The sequence below is a fragment of the Amycolatopsis ruanii genome (genome assembly GCF_003385175.1).
Lineage (GTDB): Bacteria > Actinomycetota > Actinomycetes > Mycobacteriales > Pseudonocardiaceae > Amycolatopsis_E > Amycolatopsis_E thermalba.
In genome coordinates this window covers 1-16,090 of the sequence record NZ_PQHY01000116.1, presented here as the reverse complement: position 1 = coordinate 16,090, position 16,090 = coordinate 1, and the positions used below count along the sequence as shown (strand labels likewise).

Genomic DNA, 16,090 nt, shown 5'->3' with positions numbered 1-16,090 from the left:
CGTATCTGAACTGCTCCGGCTTCGCTTCGCAACGCCCGGATTCGTTACCTCCCGAACCCGAGCTTTCAGTGGTCGGTTGCCGGGAAGTAGCGTCAAGGCGGGAAAGCGTGCCTTGACCCGACTGCTCGGCAACCGAGGTGGGCTGGGGATCGGGTGCGGGAAGGGGAGTGGTTCGGGGGGTAGGGGCTTGCGTTGCCGGGTGGCGGTTTTGTGGCTTGTCTTGACCTCCACCGTGCTGGGCTTGTCTTGACCTCCACCGTGCTGGAGGTGTCAGGCTGGCGCCATGATCGTCGAAGCCCGGTCGCGTGGTGTGTTGTGGACGGCCGAGCACCGGACGACCACCGTGGCCAGCCTGCTGGTCGTCACCCTGATCGCGTTCGAGAACATGGGTGTCGCCACCGCGATGCCCACCATGGTCGGCGACCTGGACGGGCAGCGGCTCTACTCGTGGCCGTTCACCGCATTCCTGATCGCCAGCGTCGTCGCGACCGTGCTGTCCGGGCGGTTCTGCGACCGCCGCGGCCCGGCGCTGCCGATGCTCGCCGGGCCCGCCCTCTTCCTCGCCGGCCTGATCGTCGCCGGGACCGCCACCGACATGGCGCTCCTGCTCGCCGGCCGGGTCCTCCAGGGGCTGGGCTCGGGCACCGTCCTGGTCGCCGTCTCACTGCTGATCGCGCTCGTCTACACCGACCGCGAACGGCCGATGATGTACGCGGCCAACGCCGCCGCCTGGGTGCTGCCCGCCGTGATCGGGCCGACCGTCGCCGGCCTGGTCACCGAGCACCTCGGCTGGCGCTGGGTGTTCCTCGGCCTCGCGCCGCTGGCCGTGGTCGGTCTCCTCATGCTGATCCCGGTCGCCCGCCGGCTCACCCACGTCGCCGGCGAACGGCAGCGCCGGGCCGGGATCGTCGTCGCCCTCGCCGCCGCCGTCGGGGTCGCCGCGCTGACCTGGGCCGCCCAGCATCCCAGCCCGGCCGCGCTCGGCTACGGCGCCGCCGGGCTCCTCGCGCTCGCCCTGGCGGTCCGCCGCCTCGTCCCGCCCGGCACGGTCACCGCGCGGCCCGGCCTGCCCACCGTGGTCGCCTCCCGCGCCCTGCTCGGCGGCGCCTTCGCCGGGATGGAGGCCTACCTGCCGCTGGCCATGGCCACCGTCCACGGCTACAGCCCGGCGCTGGCCGGGCTCCCGCTGACCGCCACCGCGCTCACCTGGTCGGCCGCCTCGGCCGTGCAGGGCCGCCACCCGGACTGGTCCCGCGAGAAGCTGCTGCGCGCCGGGTTCGCCATGGTCGCCGTCAGCGTGCTGCTGTTCGGGTTCGTCGCGCAGCCGTGGTTCCCCGGCTGGCTCGCGTTCGTCGCGTGCCTGATCGGCGGGGCCGGCATGGGCGTCGCCTACCCGTCGATCTCGCTGCTGTTGCTGCGCTTCTCGCCCGAGCACGAGCGCGGGTTCAACACCTCCGCGATGCAGCTCGGCGACTGGGTCACCTCGGCGCTGACCGTCGGCTTCGGCGGGGTCCTGCTCGGCCTGCTCGCCTCGGCCCACGAGCCCGCTCCGGCCCTGGGTGTGCTCGCGCTCACCCTCGCCGCGCTCGCCGTGGTGGGCGTCGTCATCACCCGCCGGTGGCCCACGCGCGGGTGATACCGCACGGTCTACCCTGGTAGTGCGATGACCTATCTCGACCACGCGGCGACCACCCCGATGTCGCCGTCCGCCATTGCGGCGATGAGCGAGGCGCTGTCCACGGTGGGCAACGCCAGCTCGCTGCATTCCTCCGGCCGCCGCGCGCGGCGGGCCGTCGAGGAGGCGCGGGAGGTCATCGGCGAGGCGCTGGGCGCTCGTCCGTCCGAGGTCATCTTCACCGCGGGCGGCACGGAGAGTGACAACCTCGCGGTGAAGGGCATCTTCTGGGCCCGCCACGGCGCCGACCCGGCCCGCCGCCGCGTCCTGGCGAGCGCGGTCGAGCACCACGCCGTGCTCGACGCGGTGCAGTGGCTGGCCGACCACGCGCAGGCCGAGGTGACCTGGCTGGACGTGGACGAGCACGGCCGCGTGCTGCCGGAGACGCTGCGCAAGGCCATCGAGGCCGACCCGGACGACGTGGCGCTGGTCACCGTCATGTGGGCGAACAACGAGGTCGGCACGGTCAACCCGATGCCGGAGCTGGCCGAGATCTGCGCCGAGCACGACATCCCGCTGCACACCGACGCCGTGCAGGCCGTCGGCGCGGTCCCGGTCCACTTCGCCGACAGCGGCGTGGCCGCGCTGACCCTCACCGGGCACAAGCTCGGCGGCCCGTACGGCGTCGGCGCGCTCCTGCTCTCGCGCGACACCGAATGCGTGCCGCTGCTGCACGGCGGTGGCCAGGAACGCGACGTCCGCTCCGGCACGCTCGACGTGCCGGCCATCCGCGCGTTCGCCACGGCCGTCGAGGAGGCGGTGCGCGAGCAGCCGCGCTACGCCGAGCGGGTCGGCGGCCTGCGGGACGCGCTGATCGAGGCGGTCCGGCGCGAGGTGCCCGACGTGATCCTCAACGGCATGCCCGGCGGCGAGGGCAGGCTGCCGGGCATCGCGCACTTCACGTTCCCCGGCTGCGCGGGCGACAGCCTGCTGATGCTGCTGGACGCCAAGGGCATCGAGTGCTCGACCGGCTCGGCGTGCACCGCGGGTGTCGCGCAGCCCAGCCACGTGCTGCTGGCGATGGGCGCCGACGCCGCGTCGGCCCGCGGTTCGCTGCGGTTCTCGCTCGGGCACACGTCCACACCGGACGATGTCGAGGCGGTGGCGCGGGAGATCGGCGCCGTGGTCGCGCGGGCGCGGCAGGCCGGGCTGTCCGGGCTGCGCAAGAACAAGCAGGAGGTGTGATGCGGGTACTGGCCGCGATGAGCGGGGGAGTGGACTCGGCCGTGGCGGCGGCCCGCGCGGTGGAGGCCGGGCACGACGTGGTCGGCGTGCACCTGGCGCTGTCGGCCAAGCCCGGCACGCTGCGCACCGGGTCGCGCGGGTGCTGCACGATCGAGGACTCGCACGACGCGCGCCGCGCCGCGGACATCCTCGGCATCCCGTTCTACGTCTGGGACTTCGCCGAGCGGTTCACCGAGGAGGTCATCGAGACCTTCGTCGGCGAGTACGCCGCCGGCCGCACGCCCAACCCGTGCGTCACGTGCAACGAGAAGATCAAGTTCGAGGCCCTGCTGGAGAAGGCGATCGCGCTCGGGTTCGACGCCGTCGCCACCGGCCACTACGCCCGGCTGTCCGTTGTGGACGGTGTGCCGGAGCTGCGCCGCGCGGTGGACCCGGACAAGGACCAGTCCTACGTGCTGGCCTCGCTGACGCCCGAGCAGCTGCGCCACTCGATGTTCCCGGTCGGCGACACCCGCAAGCCGGACATCCGCGCGGAGGCCGAACGGCGCGGGCTCGCCGTGGCGCGCAAGCCGGACAGCCACGACATCTGCTTCATCCCCGACGGCGACACCAAGAAGTTCCTGGAGAAGCGCCTCGGCCAGCGGCCGGGTGACCTGGTGGACGCCGAGACCGGGGCGGTCCTCGGCCGCCACACCGGCGTGCACGGCTTCACCATCGGCCAGCGCAAGGGCCTGGGCATCGACCGCTCGGTGCTGGACGGCAAGCCGCGCTACGTGCTGGCGCTGGAGCCGGTGTCCGGCACGGTCAAGGTCGGCTCGGCGGACGCGCTGACCGTCCGCGAGATCCGCGCCGACCGCCCGGTCTGGCCGGGGCGGCCGCTGGACGGCCCGACGGAGTGCGTGGTCCAGGTCCGCGCGCACGGCGGTCTCGGCGAGGCCGTCGCCGAGGTCGACGGCGACCAGGTGCGGATCCAGCTGCGCGAACCTCTCACCGGCGTCGCCCCCGGGCAGGTCGTCGTGCTCTACCGGCCGGACGCCGCGGGCGACGTCGTGCTGGGCAGCGCGAAGATCGCGGCAACCGACGGGTAACGCCCGATCCGGTGAACTCGGTGGCTGTGCGGTTTAGCCGCGCGGCGCTAGCATCGTGGTCCGGTTCCGGCCGGAGACACGACCACGTTGCCGAGGGGGCGAACCTGGTGTCCGACGTGCCGCGCACCCCGCTCACCGAGCGGCTGCTGGACCTCGCCGTCGAGTACCGCTCCGGGGCGTGCGTGGTGCGTGCGAGCGGCGAGATCGACCTCTGCACCGCGCCCCGGCTCGCCGAGGCGCTCGCCGGGCGACCCGGCCCGGTCGTGCTCGACCTGACCCGGGTCGCGTTCCTCAGCGCCGCCGGGGTGCAGGCGATGCTCGACGTGCGGGACCGGGAGCTGCGGGTGGTCGCTCCGCGGAGCAGTCAGCCCGCCCGCGTCCTCGGCCTCACCGGCGTGACCGCGGTCCTGCCCCGCTACGAAACGGTGTGCGAGGCGCTGGGTTCGTGATCCGCTGACCGGCCGGAACAGGGCGTGGCCGCCTGCTCACTCCCCGCGTCGGTTGCGTGCTGCCGGAAGTCAGGTCGGGAACGGGGCGAGGCGCCGGGGGCCGACACTGAGCACCGCCCAGACGATCTTGCCGCCGTCCCGCGCCGGGGAGCAGCCCCAGGTCCGGGACAGCGCCGAGATGACCTGCAGGCCGTAGCCCTGGAGCCGGCCGCTGGGCCGCTGCCGCAGGACGGCCGGGCGCGGGTCCTCGTCGCGGACGGCGATGGTCAGGTAGCCGCTGCGCAGCTCCAGCCGCACCTCCAGCGCGGTGCCCGCGTGCGTGATCGCGTTCTCGACCAGTTCGGTGGCCACCCCGAGCGCGTCCTCCAGCCGGTGCCGGACGTTCCACTTGCGACAGGTCTCCTGGACGAACAGCCGGGCGCCGTGCGAACTGCTCGGGAGCGGGAGGAACACGGCCGCCCGCCGTCGCCGCAGCGGCGGTTCGGCCACCGCCTCGATCGCCGCCTCGAGGCGTGGGTAGACGGGGACGAAGCGGCGGATGGCGCTGCCGGAGAGCAACCGGTGCCGGTGCGGATCGTTCGCGACGAGCAGCACCGGCACGGCGGGCCACTGGTCGGTGCGCATCCGGACCGCCGAAAACACGGTCAGCGCGGGCTCGGTGGTCACGTCCAGGTCGTCGACCTGCGCGATCAGCGCCCGCGGCTGGTCCAGCGTCAGCTTGATCAGGCTGTCCCGGAGTTCCCCGTAGCTGTGGGTGTTCAGCCGCCCGGTGAGGTCGACGACCGTGCACCCGGCGACGTCCCGTTGCCGGATGAGGACCCGTCCAGCGGTGCTCATACTTCCGACACCGCCTCCACACTTCTCGTCGATCGTGTCAGCGGATTGATACCCCGCCGGAGGGCCGGTCATTCCTCCCCGGGCGATTCCGTGTGCGCCAATCCCCGCAACAGGGGCAGAAGAACGTCGTCGACGATCTCGGTAATCGTTTTCTCGTCGATTTCCCGGTGGTGGAAGATGGCCTCGGCGCGGATGAGGTCGAGGGGGACGCGCGCGACGCGCGGCGTGATCTGCACGGGCGGGATCTCCCCGCGCTCCACGGCTTTCCGCACGACGGTCTCGACGGCGGGCCACTGCCTGGTGGCGGCGATCTGCTTGAGCAGCAAGGCGAACACTTCGGGGTCGCGGAACGTTTCGCTCATCAGTCCGGCGAGAACGTCGCGCGGGGTGTCCTGGAATCGATGCACGAACCGATGCAACAGTGCCAGCAGGTCCGACCGGAGCGCGCCGGTGTCGGGCAGGTCGCCGCCGTCCGGCACGCGACGGCGCCAGGCCGCGAGGACCAGCTCGGGACGCCCGGGCCAGCGCCGGTAGACGACCGGCTTGCTGGTGCCCGCGCGGGCCGCGACGCCCTCCATGGTGAGTTTGGCGTAGCCGACCTCGACGAGTTCGGCCCAGGCCGCGTCCAGGATCGCGGACTCCAGTTCCGCGCCGTGACGCCTCGACTTCGGCTCCGGCACCCGGCTCTCCAAAATACGTTGCGTTTCTTACGGCGGTAGCCTACTCAGTGGTTATCGACCGTTCCTAGGGGGAATCGTGCTTAACCGGATATTGCGGACATTCCTGCGTCCGTACTGGCGAGCGCTCGCCGCGGTGGTGGTGCTGCAGCTCGTGGGCACCATCGCTTCGCTCTACCTGCCGAGCCTCAACGCCGACATCATCGATCGCGGCGTGGCCACGGGGGACACCGGCTACATCTTCTCCACCGGCGGCTGGATGCTGGCCGTGACGCTGCTGCAGATCGCCTGCGCCATCGGCGCGGTGTACTTCGGGGCGCGCAGCGCGGCCGGGTTCGGGCGCGACGTGCGGGCCGCCGTCTTCCACCGCGTGGGCGGCTTCTCCGCGCGCGAAGTGGCGCAGTTCGGGGCACCCTCGCTGATCACCCGCACCACCAACGACGTGCAGCAGGTGCAGATGATCGTGGTGATGGGCTGCACGATCCTGATCATGGCGCCGATCATGTGCGTCGGCGGCATCGTGCTCGCGCTCGAACAGGACGTGGGGTTGTCCTGGCTGCTGCTGGTCGCGATCCCGGTGCTGCTCGCCGCGATCGGGCTCATCGTGTCGCGCATGGTGCCGCAGTTCCGGCTCATGCAGACCCGCATCGACCAGGTCAACCGCGTGCTGCGGGAACAGCTGTCCGGCATCCGCGTGGTGCGGGCGTTCGTCCGCGAGCGCGACGAGGTGCGGCGCTTCGCCGTCGCCAACGACGAGCTGACCGTCACCGCGCTGCGCGTCGGCCGCCTGCAGGCGCTGATCTTCCCCACGGTCATGCTGGTGATGAACGCCTCCAGCGTCGCCGTGCTGTGGTTCGGCGCGCACCGCGTGGCGAGCGGCGAGATGCAGATCGGTGCCCTGACGGCGTTCCTGAACTACCTGATCCAGATCCTGATGTCGGTCACCATGGCGACCTTCATCGCGACGATGATCCCGCGCGCGTCCGTGTGCGCCGAGCGCATCGCGGAGGTGCTGGACACCGACTCGTCGGTGCGGCCGCCGCTGCGGCCGGTGCGGGAGGTGACCGAGCACGGCGCCGTCGAGTTCCAGGGGGTGGAGTTCCGGTACCCGGGCGCGGACGCCCCGGTGCTGCGGAACATCGCGTTCCGCGCGGAGGCCGGGAAGACCACCGCGATCATCGGCAGCACCGGCGCCGGCAAGACCACGCTGCTGTCGCTGGTGCCGCGGCTCTTCGACGCCACGGCGGGGCGGGTGCTGGTCGACGGCGTCGACGTCCGGGAACTCGACCCGGACGTGCTGTGGGGCCGCATCGGGCTGGTGCCGCAGCGGCCGTACCTGTTCACCGGCACCGTGGCGAGCAACCTGCGCTACGGCAAACCGGACGCCACCGACGAAGAACTGTGGCAGGCGCTGGAGATCGCGCAGGCGCGGGAGTTCGTGTCGGAGATGCCCGGCGGCCTGGACGCGCCGATCGCGCAGGGCGGCACGAACGTCTCCGGCGGCCAGCGGCAGCGGCTCGCGATCGCGCGGGCACTGGTGCGCAAGCCGGAGGTCTACCTGTTCGACGACTCGTTCTCGGCGCTGGACCTGGCGACCGACGCCCGGCTGCGCGCGGCGCTGGCCCCGCACACCGCCGGCGCCGCGGTTCTCGTGGTGGCGCAACGGGTTTCCACGATCGCCGACGCCGACCAGATCGTCGTGCTGGAGAACGGGGAGATCGCCGGTCTCGGCACGCACGCCGAGCTGGTGCGCGACTGCCCCACCTACCTCGAAATCGTGCAGTCCCAGCTCACCGCGGAGGAAGCGGCGTGACCAGACCAGGTTTCCCCGGCGCGCCAGCCGGGCCCGTGCAGAAGCCGAAGAGCTTCGGCGACGCCGCCCGGCGGCTGATGGGCCGGTTGCGCCCGGAACGGCTCACGCTCGCGTTCGTGGTCGTCCTCGGGGTCGCGAGCGTCGCGTTCACCGTGGTGGGGCCGAAGATCCTGGGCCACGCCACGGACATCATCTTCGGCGGGTTCATCTCCAGCCGCCTGCCCGAGGGCACCACCACCGAGCAGGCCGTCGCGGCGGCGCGGGCGGAGGGCAACACCAACCTCGCCGACATGCTCGCCCGGATGGACGTGGTGCCGGGCGCCGGCATCGACTTCATCGCGCTCGGCCGGGTGCTGGCGTGGGTGCTGGTGCTGTATGTGGCCGCGTCGGTCTTCGGGTGGCTGCAGGGGTACCTGCTCAACGGGGCCGTGCAGCGCGTGGTGTACCGGCTGCGTGAGGACGTCGAGGCGAAGCTGCACCGGCTGCCGTTGCGGTACTTCGACGGGCAGCCGCGCGGTGAGCTGCTGTCCCGCGTCACCAACGACATCGACAACATCGCCCTGACGCTGCAACAGACCCTGAGCCAGCTGCTCACGTCGCTGCTGTCGCTGATCGGCGTGCTGGTGATGATGTTCGTGGTGTCGCCGCTGCTGGCGGTGATCGCGTTGCTGGTGGTCCCGGCCTCGATCGTGCTGACCAGGGCGATCGGGAAGCGCTCGCAGAAGCTGTTCGTGGCGCAGTGGAAGCACACCGGCGCGCTCAACGCGCACATCGAGGAGGCGTTCAGCGGGCACGAGCTGGTGACGGTGTTCGGCCGCCGCCGCGAGGTCGAGCGGGAGTTCGGGCGCCGCAACGACGACCTCTACCGCGCCGGGATGGGCGCGCAGTTCATCTCCGGGATCATCATGCCGGCGATGATGTTCCTGTCGAACCTCAGCTACGTGGTGCTGGCCGTCGTCGGTGGTCTGCGCGTCGCGACGGGCACGATGACGCTCGGCGACGTGCAGGCGTTCCTGCAGTACTCGCGCCAGTTCACGCAGCCGTTGACGCAGGCCGCGTCGATGGCGAACCTGCTGCAGTCCGGGGTCGCCTCGGCCGAGCGGGTCTTCGAGCTGCTGGACGCGGCGGAGCAGGAGCCGGACACCGCGTCGCCGAAGCTGCCGGAGCAGCGCCGGGGCCGGGTGGAGTTCGAGCACGTCGGCTTCTCCTACGACCCGGAGCGGCGGCTGATCGAGGACCTGTCGCTGGTGGCCGAGCCGGGGCAGACGGTGGCGATCGTCGGGCCGACCGGGGCGGGCAAGACCACGCTGGTGAACCTGATCATGCGGTTCTACGAGCTGGACGCCGGGCGGATCACCCTCGACGGCGTGGACATCACCGAGATGACCCGCGACGAGCTGCGCGGCCAGACCGGGATGGTGCTGCAGGACACCTGGCTGTTCAACGGCACCATCCGGGACAACATCGCCTACGGCAGGCCGTCGGCGACCGCCGAGGAGGTCGAGGCCGCCGCGCGGGCCACGTTCGTCGACCGGTTCGTGCGCAGCCTGCCCGACGGCTACGACACGGTGATCGACGACGAGGGCACCAACCTCAGCGCGGGGGAGAAGCAGCTGGTGACGATCGCGCGGGCGTTCCTCGCCGATCCGTCGCTGCTGATCCTCGACGAGGCCACCAGCTCGGTCGACACCCGCACCGAGGCGTTGCTGCAGCAGGCGATGGCGGCGCTGCGGACCGACCGCACCTCGTTCGTGATCGCGCACCGCCTGTCCACGATCCGCGACGCCGACCTCATCCTGGTGATGGAGTCGGGGCGGATCGTGGAGCAGGGCACGCACGAGGCGCTGCTCGCCGCGGGCGGGGCCTACTACCGGCTGTACTCGGCGCAGTTCCGCAGCCCGGTGGAAGCCGCTTCCTGACGGGTGGGGCGGCCTCGCCCGGCGACGAGGCCGCCCGCCACGACGGCGGCGATCACGACGGCACCGAACGCGGTGGCGCCGGTGGCCAGGCCGGTGGCGTCGCTGAGGAACCCCGCGGCGAGCGGGAGGACCGCGGCGGGCACGTAGCCGCCGACGTTCTGCGCGGCGGTGGCCTCGGCGAGCCGGTTGGCCGGGACGCTGGCGTTGACCAGCGTGAGGCCGCCGAACTGGCCCATGCCCTGACCGGTTCCGGCGAGCACCGCGGCGGCCGCCAGCAGCGCGAGCGACGAGGTCGGCAGCGCGGCGATCAGGGCGGCCATGCTCGCCGTGGTCGAGGCGGCGCCGGCGATCAGGATGGTCCGGGCGGGCAGCCCGCGCACGGCGAACTGGATGCCCGTCGCGCCGAGGAACATGACGAACGCGAGCGCTCCGGCGACGATCCGGTCGGTGCTGCCCAGCAGTTCGCTCAGCACGGACGGGCCGAGGGACAGCACGAACGAGGTCGCCGTGATGCCGGGTGCGAACACGGCGATGCCGCGCAGGACGGCGCCGCGGCCGTCCGGGTGGACGTCCGGGATCCGGATCCAGGCGCGGGTGGCGCTGCGCGGGCGGGGCAGCGGCAGCCGCGCGACGACGACCGCGGCCGAGGCGAGCAGGACGATCTCGGCGAGGAAGATCGTGACCGTCGGCCCGGGCAGGGTTTCCGACGCGACGCCGGCCAGCAGCGGCCCGAGGCCCGCGCCGAGGACCATCGCGGTCGAGGACGCCAGCGCCGCGGTCTTGCCGCGGCCCGGGGCGACGTCGTTGACCGCGGCCATGCCGGCGATGACCGCGGCGCCGACGGCGAGCCCGGCGAGGAACCGCGCGATCGCCAGGGCGAGCACCGAGGTGGCGGTGGCGAAGAGGACGCAGGCGACGATGCCCAGCGCGAGCGCCGGGAGGAGAACGGGTTTGCGCCCGATCCGGTCCGAGACCACGCCCGCGACCAGGAGCGCGCCGAGCAGGCCCGCGATGTAGCAGGCGAAGACGACGGTCAGGACGCCGGCGGAGAAGCCGAGTTCGCGTTGCCAGAGCACGTAGAGCGGGGTCGGGGCGTTGGACAGGACGAACACGGCGAGGACCGGCCAGGCGGCGAGCCAGACGGCGCGTTGCGGGATCACGTGCTGCTCCTAGTTCGACTTTTCTCGTACTTGTTCGAAGATAGCCGAACTAAGAGCTATGATCGGGATTGTGACCGAGGAGACGCTGCCGCAGCCGGCCCGCGAGGAGATCCGCCTGGAAACGGTGCTCTCCGCGCTGAGCGACCCGCTGCGGCTGGGGATGGTGCGGAAGCTGTTGCTGGAGTCCCCGGGCGTGCCGCGTTCCTGCGGGTGGTTCGGGATCGACCGCCCGAAGTCGACGCTGAGCCACCACTTCAAGCTGCTGCGCGAGGCCGGCGTGACGACGCAGCGGCAGTTCGGACTGGAGCGGCGCAGCGAGGTGCGGGTGACCGACCTGGAGGCGCGGTTCCCGGGACTGCTGGACCTGGTGCGGAACTGGGAGCCACCGGCCGCCGCGTGACTGCGCCCGGCTGGAGGGCTGTGGCGGAGGTGGCCGACGAGCGCGCGCCGTTCTGGTGCTGGAGGTGGGAGCCACCGGCCGCCGTGTGACCCCGCCCGGCTGGAGAGCTGTGGAGGCGGTCGGTGGCGTGTGCCGAAGCGGCTGGAGCCGCCCGGCCGCCGCGTGACCACGCACGGTGGACTGCCGCGACGGAGGCGATTGGTAGGCGCGCCCGCGTTGTTGCCGCGGTCGTGGGCAACCGCGCCTGGCTAAACCACCGGGGCGAGGGCGGCCGGTGAGGCGCGTGCCGCAGCGCTGGAGCCACCCGGGCCCGCGTGACCTCGCCTGGTGGGCTGCCGCCGCGGAGGCAGCCGGTGTGTGCGCCACTCTGCCGCGCGGGGCGACCGTGCCCGGTTGGGCTGCCGCGGCGGAAGCCGCCAGTGGGCGCGTGCCGCAATGACTGGAGCCACCTGCCGCCGCGTGACGCCGCCTGGCGGAGCCCGCCGGTGGGCGCGCGCTCCGCTGCCGCGGCCGGGGGCAACCGCGCCTGGCTAAACCACCGCCGCGAAGGCGGCCGGGGGCATGCGGCAGCGGCTGGAACCACCGGCCGCCGCGTGACCCACCGGGCCCCGTGTCAGAGCATCAGCTTGAACCCCACGTGGCTGGCCTCGAACCCGAGCCGCTCGTAGAAGCGGTGCGCGTTCACCCGCGAGGCGTCCGAGGTGAGCTGCACCATCGCGCACCCGCGCCGCCGGGCCTCCTCGACCGCGAACTCCATCAGCGTCGCCCCGAGACCGTTGCCCCGCTGGTCGCCCCGCACCCGCACCGCCTCCACCAGCGCCCGCGTCGCGCCGCGGCGGGACAGGCCCGGGATGAACGTGAGCTGCAAGGTCCCGACCAGGGCGCCGTCCCGCTCCGCCACCGCCAGCAGCTGGTTCGGGTCCGCCGCGATGGCCTCGAACGCCCGCAGGTACCCCGGATCGCCGGGCTGCTCGCGCCGCGCGCCGAGGTGGTCGTCGGCCAGCATCGCCACGATCTCCTCGACATCCGCGCGCCGAGCACGTCTAATGTGGATCTCACTCACGACCGTCGAGTATGGCACCGGCGCCGAAGGAGGAGTCCCCTTGACCACGCTCCGCTCCAGCACCGTCGCGGACATCCTCCGCCGCAGCGCGGCCCGCTGGCCAGCCCGCGTCGCGCTGAAGTTCGCCGGCAGGCAGTGGACCTACGCCGACCTGGACGCCGCCGTCACCCGCGCCGCCGCGCACCTGCTCGGCCTCGGGCTCGTCAAGGGCGACCGGGTCGCCGCCTACGGCAAGAACTCCGACGCCTACCTCATCGGCTTCCTCGCGTGCGCCCGCGCCGGGCTCGTGCACGTGCCGATCAACTACAACCTCACCGGCGACGAGCTGGCCTACCTGGTCGAACAGTCCGGCAGCCGGGTCGCGCTCGCCGACCCCGCCCTCGCCGGCAACCTGCCCGCGCTCGACCGGGTCGTGCCCCTGCGCGACGCGGACGGCTCGCTCGTCGCGCTCTCCGGCGAGGTGCCCGAGCTGGACGCCGAGGTCGGCGACGGCGACCTCGCCCAGCTGCTCTACACCTCCGGCACGACCTCCCGCCCCAAGGGCGCGATGATGACCCACCGCGCGCTGGTCCACGAGTACCTGTCGTGCATCACCGGCCTCGACCTCACCGCGGACGACGACCCGCTGCACGTCATGCCGCTCTACCACTCCGCGCAGATGCACGTGTTCCTCGTGCCGTGGCTGGCCGTCGGCGCGACGAACACGCTGCTGGAGACCCCGGACCCGACCGACATCCTGCGCCGCCTGGCCGAGGACCGGCACGGCGCGTTCTTCGCCGCGCCCACGCTGTGGGTCGCGCTGGCCAACCACCCGGACTTCGGTTCGCGGGACCTCAGCGCGCTGCGCAAGGCGTACTACGGCGCGTCAATCATGCCCGGCCCGGTGCTCGACCGGCTCCGCCAGGCCATGCCGGAACTGGGTTTCTACAACTGCTTCGGGCAGTCGGAGATCGGCCCGCTGGCGACCATCCTGCGCCCCGAGGACCACGCCGGGCGCCCCGATTCGGCCGGGCGCCCGGTGCTGTTCGTCGAGCTGCGCGTGGTCGACGCCGAGGGCAACGACGTGGCACCCGGCGAGTCCGGCGAATGCGTCTACCGCAGCCCCCAGCTGTGCGAGGGGTACTGGGACAAGCCCGAGGAAACGGAGGACGCCTTCCGGGACGGCTGGTTCCACTCCGGTGATCTGGTGCGGATCGACGAACAGGGCTACATCTACGTCGTCGACCGCATCAAGGACGTCATCAACACCGGTGGCGTGCTGGTGGCCTCCCGCGAGGTGGAGGACGCGCTCTACACCCACCCCGCGGTCGCCGAAGCCGCGGTGATCGGCGTCCCGGACGAGAAGTGGATCGAGGCGATCACCGCCGTGGTGGTGTCCAAGGAGGACGTCTCACCGGAGGCGCTGATCGCCCACGTCCGCGAGCGGTTGTCCGCGTTCAAGGTCCCGAAGGCGGTCCGCTTCGTGCCGGACCTGCCGCGCAACGCCTCGGGCAAGATCCTCAAGCGCGAGCTGCGGGACCGCTTCTCCTGACCGTCACGCCGTGCGGGCCCGCAGCGGTGCGCCCATTTCGTGCAGGTGCCGCAGCACCTCGCGGTAGGACTGCACCAGGCCGGTCTGGCTGTAGGAGATCCCGTGCGCGGCGCAGAACCGCTGCACGATGGGCTGTGCGTGGCGCAGGTGCGGACGCGGCATGCTGGGGAACAGGTGGTGCTCGATCTGGTAGTTCAGCCCGCCGAGGAGGAAGTCGGTGAACCAGCCGCCGCGGACGTTGCGCGAGGTCAGCACCTGCTTGCGGAGGAAGTCGGCCGACTCGCCGGTCATCGTCGGCATCCCCTTGTGGTTGGGGGCGAACGAGCATCCCATGTAGACACCCCAGAGCGCCTGGTGCACCACGACGAACAGCACGGCGAGGCCGGGTGACAGGACGAGGAACACGGCGGCGAGGTAGCCCACGGTGTGGGCCACCAGCAGCGCGCCTTCGAGGCGCCGGGCCTTGGTCTCGCCCCGCCAGACCGCGCGGATGCCGGAGGCGTGCAGGTTCAGCCCCTCCAGCATGAGCAGCGGGAAGAACAGCACCGCCTGGTGCTTGGCCATCCAGCGGAGGAAGCCGGTCTTCAGGCTCGCCTGGCCGCGGGTGAACGCCAGCGCCGGGATGTCCAGGTCCGGGTCGTGGTCCTCGTGGTTGGGGTTGGCGTGGTGCCGGTTGTGCCCGGAGATCCACGACTGGTAGCTCATGCCGATCAGGCCGCCGTGCAGGGTTCCGAGCGTGTCGTTGGGACGGCGCGTCCGGAAGATCTGCTTGTGCCCGGCGTCGTGCCCGAGGAACGCCAGCTGCGCCGACACCACGGCGAGCAGCGCGGCGATCAGCAACTGCCACCAGCTGTCGCCGAGGAAGGCGAACGCCGTCCAGGCACCGGCGAAGACGACGAGCGTGGCCGTGATCCGGCGGGCGTAGTAGGCGTAGCGGCGCCGCAGCAGGCCGGCGGCACGGATCTCCCGCGACAGGGCGGCGTAGTCGCTGCCGGTCGTGGGAGCTGTGGCCGCGGTCACCGGCGCCTGGCCGGCGTCGACGACGGCGCGGTGAACCGGACCTGCCGCGCGGCTGCCGCGTCCAGTTCGCCCGCCACGTGGCTGGTCTCCTCGACCAGGGGGTGGCTGAACAGGACGGGCTCGACCGTGACGGAGGTACGGGTGTGACGAGAGGTGTGGATCATGGAAGCTCCTTGGCGGGTGGCCGGCGCCGTTCGGCGCGGCAGCCACGGGTGGAAGAACGACCGGCCGGCGGTTCGTCGGAACGGCGCGGCTGGTGGGGTAGGTCTCAGCGGGGGGCGAGCATGAGCATCGCATCAGGTTCGCCGTTCCGGTGCTCCTCCGCACCCGGTGTCGACGGCGACCGAACCCGCCCGCTGTCACCCAGCCTACGCGAAGTCGCGCTCCAGCGCCGCGCCACCCGGCCGGGACCCGCTCGCAGGATGTGTCTGATCGGGAGGAGTGCACCACATCCCTGCTCGACGAATGGGCCTACGCCCGGCCCAGGACCGACAATGGCCAACGACGACCACCGCGATCCGGCACAACCTCGGCACCGGCCAATCCGCCACCTTTGGTCCAGGTGATGAGGGTGTGGAGGACGACCGCGCTGCGAGAGACGATGGCGAGCTCGTCGTAGCGAGTGGCCAGGCCGCGCCATTGTTTGAGCAGGTTGAAGCGGCGTTCGACGACGTTGCGCCCGCGGTAGGCCGTCGAGTCGAAAGCCGGTGGGCGGCCGCCGCGGGATCCGCGGCGTGTGCGGTGCCCGACCTGATCGGCAGGTCCGGGGATCACCGCGACGATGCCGCGGGCACGCAGATGTCCGCGGACCGCCCTGGAGGAGGAGGCCTGATCGCCGCGACCGGGCCGAGCGACCCGCAAGTGCCGCATCAGGTGTGGAAACAGGCGGCTCGGTCGGCAAATCCGTGTAATTCGACCCAGCTCCCTGCGAAGCGGGTGATGGCACCTGGGACGCTGTGGTGCGGCGCCTGCTCGCCGCTGCCGATGCCGCGGGGCAGATCGACTGGGCGGTCTCGGTGGATTCCACGATCACCCGGGCACATCAGCACGCCACCACCATCATGAGGATCCGAGAGCAACTGAAACCGCGAAACGCCCAGCAGCATCCCAGCCACCAGCCCCAACTTTTCTCAGACACGCCCTAGGTGTACTTGGCCGTTAGGTTGGTGGCAGTCGGCTGGTGGGTGGGTGGCCGCCGAGTGCGTTGTGGCGGCGTTGAGTGTTGTAGTGCTCGAGCCAGGGCGCAAGCGCGGCGGCTCGTTCGGTGTTGCTG

16 protein-coding genes are annotated in these 16,090 nt (G+C 72.1%); 8 read left to right on the top strand and 8 right to left on the bottom strand.

What is annotated here, in order from left to right:
• Nucleotides 1-283: 283 nt before the first annotated feature.
• The 4 genes from D0D28_RS33715 (at nt 284) to D0D28_RS33700 (ending at nt 4,397) form a co-directional block, all read left to right on the top strand.
• Nucleotides 284-1,636: an MFS transporter gene (locus tag D0D28_RS33715; protein ID WP_116115202.1), complete on the top strand. Its 1,353-nt coding sequence runs from the start codon at nt 284-286 to the stop codon at nt 1,634-1,636.
• A gap of 27 nt (nt 1,637-1,663) precedes the next feature.
• Nucleotides 1,664-2,860 (top strand): cysteine desulfurase family protein, encoded by a 1,197-nt coding sequence (locus tag D0D28_RS33710; RefSeq protein WP_116115200.1) that lies wholly within the window; start codon nt 1,664-1,666, stop codon nt 2,858-2,860.
• Nucleotides 2,860-3,948 carry a tRNA 2-thiouridine(34) synthase MnmA gene (gene mnmA / locus D0D28_RS33705; protein WP_094007434.1) on the top strand — a complete coding sequence of 363 codons (1,089 nt, stop codon included), beginning with the start codon at nt 2,860-2,862 and terminating at the stop codon, nt 3,946-3,948. The genes D0D28_RS33710 and mnmA overlap by 1 nt, the downstream gene beginning before the upstream one ends.
• Nucleotides 3,949-4,055: 107 nt before the next feature.
• A complete protein-coding gene (locus tag D0D28_RS33700) occupies nt 4,056-4,397 on the top strand; it encodes an STAS domain-containing protein (protein ID WP_094007433.1) in 342 nt (113 codons plus the stop codon).
• A 69-nt stretch (nt 4,398-4,466) separates the two neighbouring features.
• On the opposite strand, the gene D0D28_RS33695 is transcribed toward D0D28_RS33700, so the two are convergent.
• Nucleotides 4,467-5,234, bottom strand: a complete 768-nt coding sequence (locus D0D28_RS33695) for an ATP-binding protein (protein ID WP_116115198.1) — start codon at nt 5,232-5,234, stop codon at nt 4,467-4,469.
• 68 nt (nt 5,235-5,302) lie between these two features.
• Nucleotides 5,303-5,914: a TetR/AcrR family transcriptional regulator gene (locus D0D28_RS33690; RefSeq protein WP_116115196.1), complete on the bottom strand. Its 612-nt coding sequence runs from the start codon at nt 5,912-5,914 to the stop codon at nt 5,303-5,305.
• 76 nt (nt 5,915-5,990) lie between these two features.
• On the opposite strand from D0D28_RS33690, the gene D0D28_RS33685 reads away from it, so the two are divergent.
• Both D0D28_RS33685 and D0D28_RS33680 read left to right on the top strand, forming a co-directional pair.
• On the top strand, nt 5,991-7,724 hold the full coding sequence (locus tag D0D28_RS33685; RefSeq protein WP_116115194.1) for an ABC transporter ATP-binding protein: 1,734 nt from the start codon (nt 5,991-5,993) through the stop codon (nt 7,722-7,724).
• Between the two features lie 77 nt (nt 7,725-7,801).
• Nucleotides 7,802-9,643, top strand: a complete 1,842-nt coding sequence (locus D0D28_RS33680) for an ABC transporter ATP-binding protein (protein WP_240323456.1) — start codon at nt 7,802-7,804, stop codon at nt 9,641-9,643.
• Here D0D28_RS33680 and D0D28_RS33675 read toward each other — a convergent pair.
• On the bottom strand, nt 9,592-10,803 hold the full coding sequence (locus tag D0D28_RS33675) for an MFS transporter (RefSeq protein WP_116115190.1): 1,212 nt from the start codon (nt 10,801-10,803) through the stop codon (nt 9,592-9,594). The two genes, D0D28_RS33680 and D0D28_RS33675, sit on opposite strands and share 52 nt — an antisense overlap.
• A 70-nt stretch (nt 10,804-10,873) precedes the next feature.
• Here D0D28_RS33675 and D0D28_RS33670 point away from each other — a divergent pair, with 70 nt between their 5' ends.
• Nucleotides 10,874-11,203 (top strand): ArsR/SmtB family transcription factor, encoded by a 330-nt coding sequence (locus D0D28_RS33670; protein ID WP_116115204.1) that lies wholly within the window; start codon nt 10,874-10,876, stop codon nt 11,201-11,203.
• Nucleotides 11,204-11,816: 613 nt separating this feature from the next.
• Here the strand turns inward: D0D28_RS33670 and D0D28_RS33665 are convergent.
• Nucleotides 11,817-12,257, bottom strand: a complete 441-nt coding sequence (locus tag D0D28_RS33665) for a GNAT family N-acetyltransferase (protein ID WP_369806813.1) — start codon at nt 12,255-12,257, stop codon at nt 11,817-11,819.
• A gap of 49 nt (nt 12,258-12,306) precedes the next feature.
• Between D0D28_RS33665 and D0D28_RS33660 the strand changes: the two genes are divergently transcribed.
• A complete protein-coding gene (locus D0D28_RS33660; protein WP_116115188.1) occupies nt 12,307-13,797 on the top strand; it encodes an acyl-CoA synthetase in 1,491 nt (496 codons plus the stop codon).
• Between the two features lie 3 nt (nt 13,798-13,800).
• On the opposite strand, the gene D0D28_RS33655 is transcribed toward D0D28_RS33660, so the two are convergent.
• The 4 genes from D0D28_RS33655 to D0D28_RS33640 all read right to left on the bottom strand — a co-directional run.
• The gene (locus tag D0D28_RS33655) at nt 13,801-14,817 is read right to left on the bottom strand and encodes a fatty acid desaturase family protein (protein ID WP_162830496.1); all 1,017 of its coding nucleotides are present in this window, start codon (nt 14,815-14,817) and stop codon (nt 13,801-13,803) included.
• Nucleotides 14,814-14,981, bottom strand: coding sequence for a hypothetical protein (locus D0D28_RS35935; RefSeq protein ID WP_158224468.1), 168 nt, complete (start codon nt 14,979-14,981; stop codon nt 14,814-14,816). The genes D0D28_RS33655 and D0D28_RS35935 overlap by 4 nt, the downstream gene beginning before the upstream one ends.
• A gap of 307 nt (nt 14,982-15,288) precedes the next feature.
• Entirely contained in the window at nt 15,289-15,702 is a 414-nt protein-coding gene (locus tag D0D28_RS36405; RefSeq protein WP_346009507.1) for a transposase, read from the bottom strand.
• Nucleotides 15,703-15,975: 273 nt separating this feature from the next.
• On the bottom strand, nt 15,976-16,090 hold a 115-nt coding region (locus D0D28_RS33640), incomplete at its 5' end, for an integrase core domain-containing protein (protein WP_162831103.1).

Excerpts from the sequence above, each read along its gene's own strand:
- D0D28_RS33680 (WP_240323456.1), top strand. The coding sequence starts at position 7,802 with ATGGGCCGGTTGCGCCCGGAACGGCTCACGCTCGCGTTCGTGGTCGTC.
- D0D28_RS33695 (WP_116115198.1), bottom strand. The coding sequence starts at position 5,234 with ATGAGCACCGCTGGACGGGTCCTCATCCGGCAACGGGACGTCGCCGGG.
- D0D28_RS33710 (WP_116115200.1), top strand. The coding sequence starts at position 1,664 with ATGACCTATCTCGACCACGCGGCGACCACCCCGATGTCGCCGTCCGCC.
- D0D28_RS33715 (WP_116115202.1), top strand. The coding sequence starts at position 284 with ATGATCGTCGAAGCCCGGTCGCGTGGTGTGTTGTGGACGGCCGAGCAC.
- mnmA (WP_094007434.1), top strand. The coding sequence starts at position 2,860 with ATGCGGGTACTGGCCGCGATGAGCGGGGGAGTGGACTCGGCCGTGGCG.
- D0D28_RS35935 (WP_158224468.1), bottom strand. The coding sequence starts at position 14,981 with ATGATCCACACCTCTCGTCACACCCGTACCTCCGTCACGGTCGAGCCC.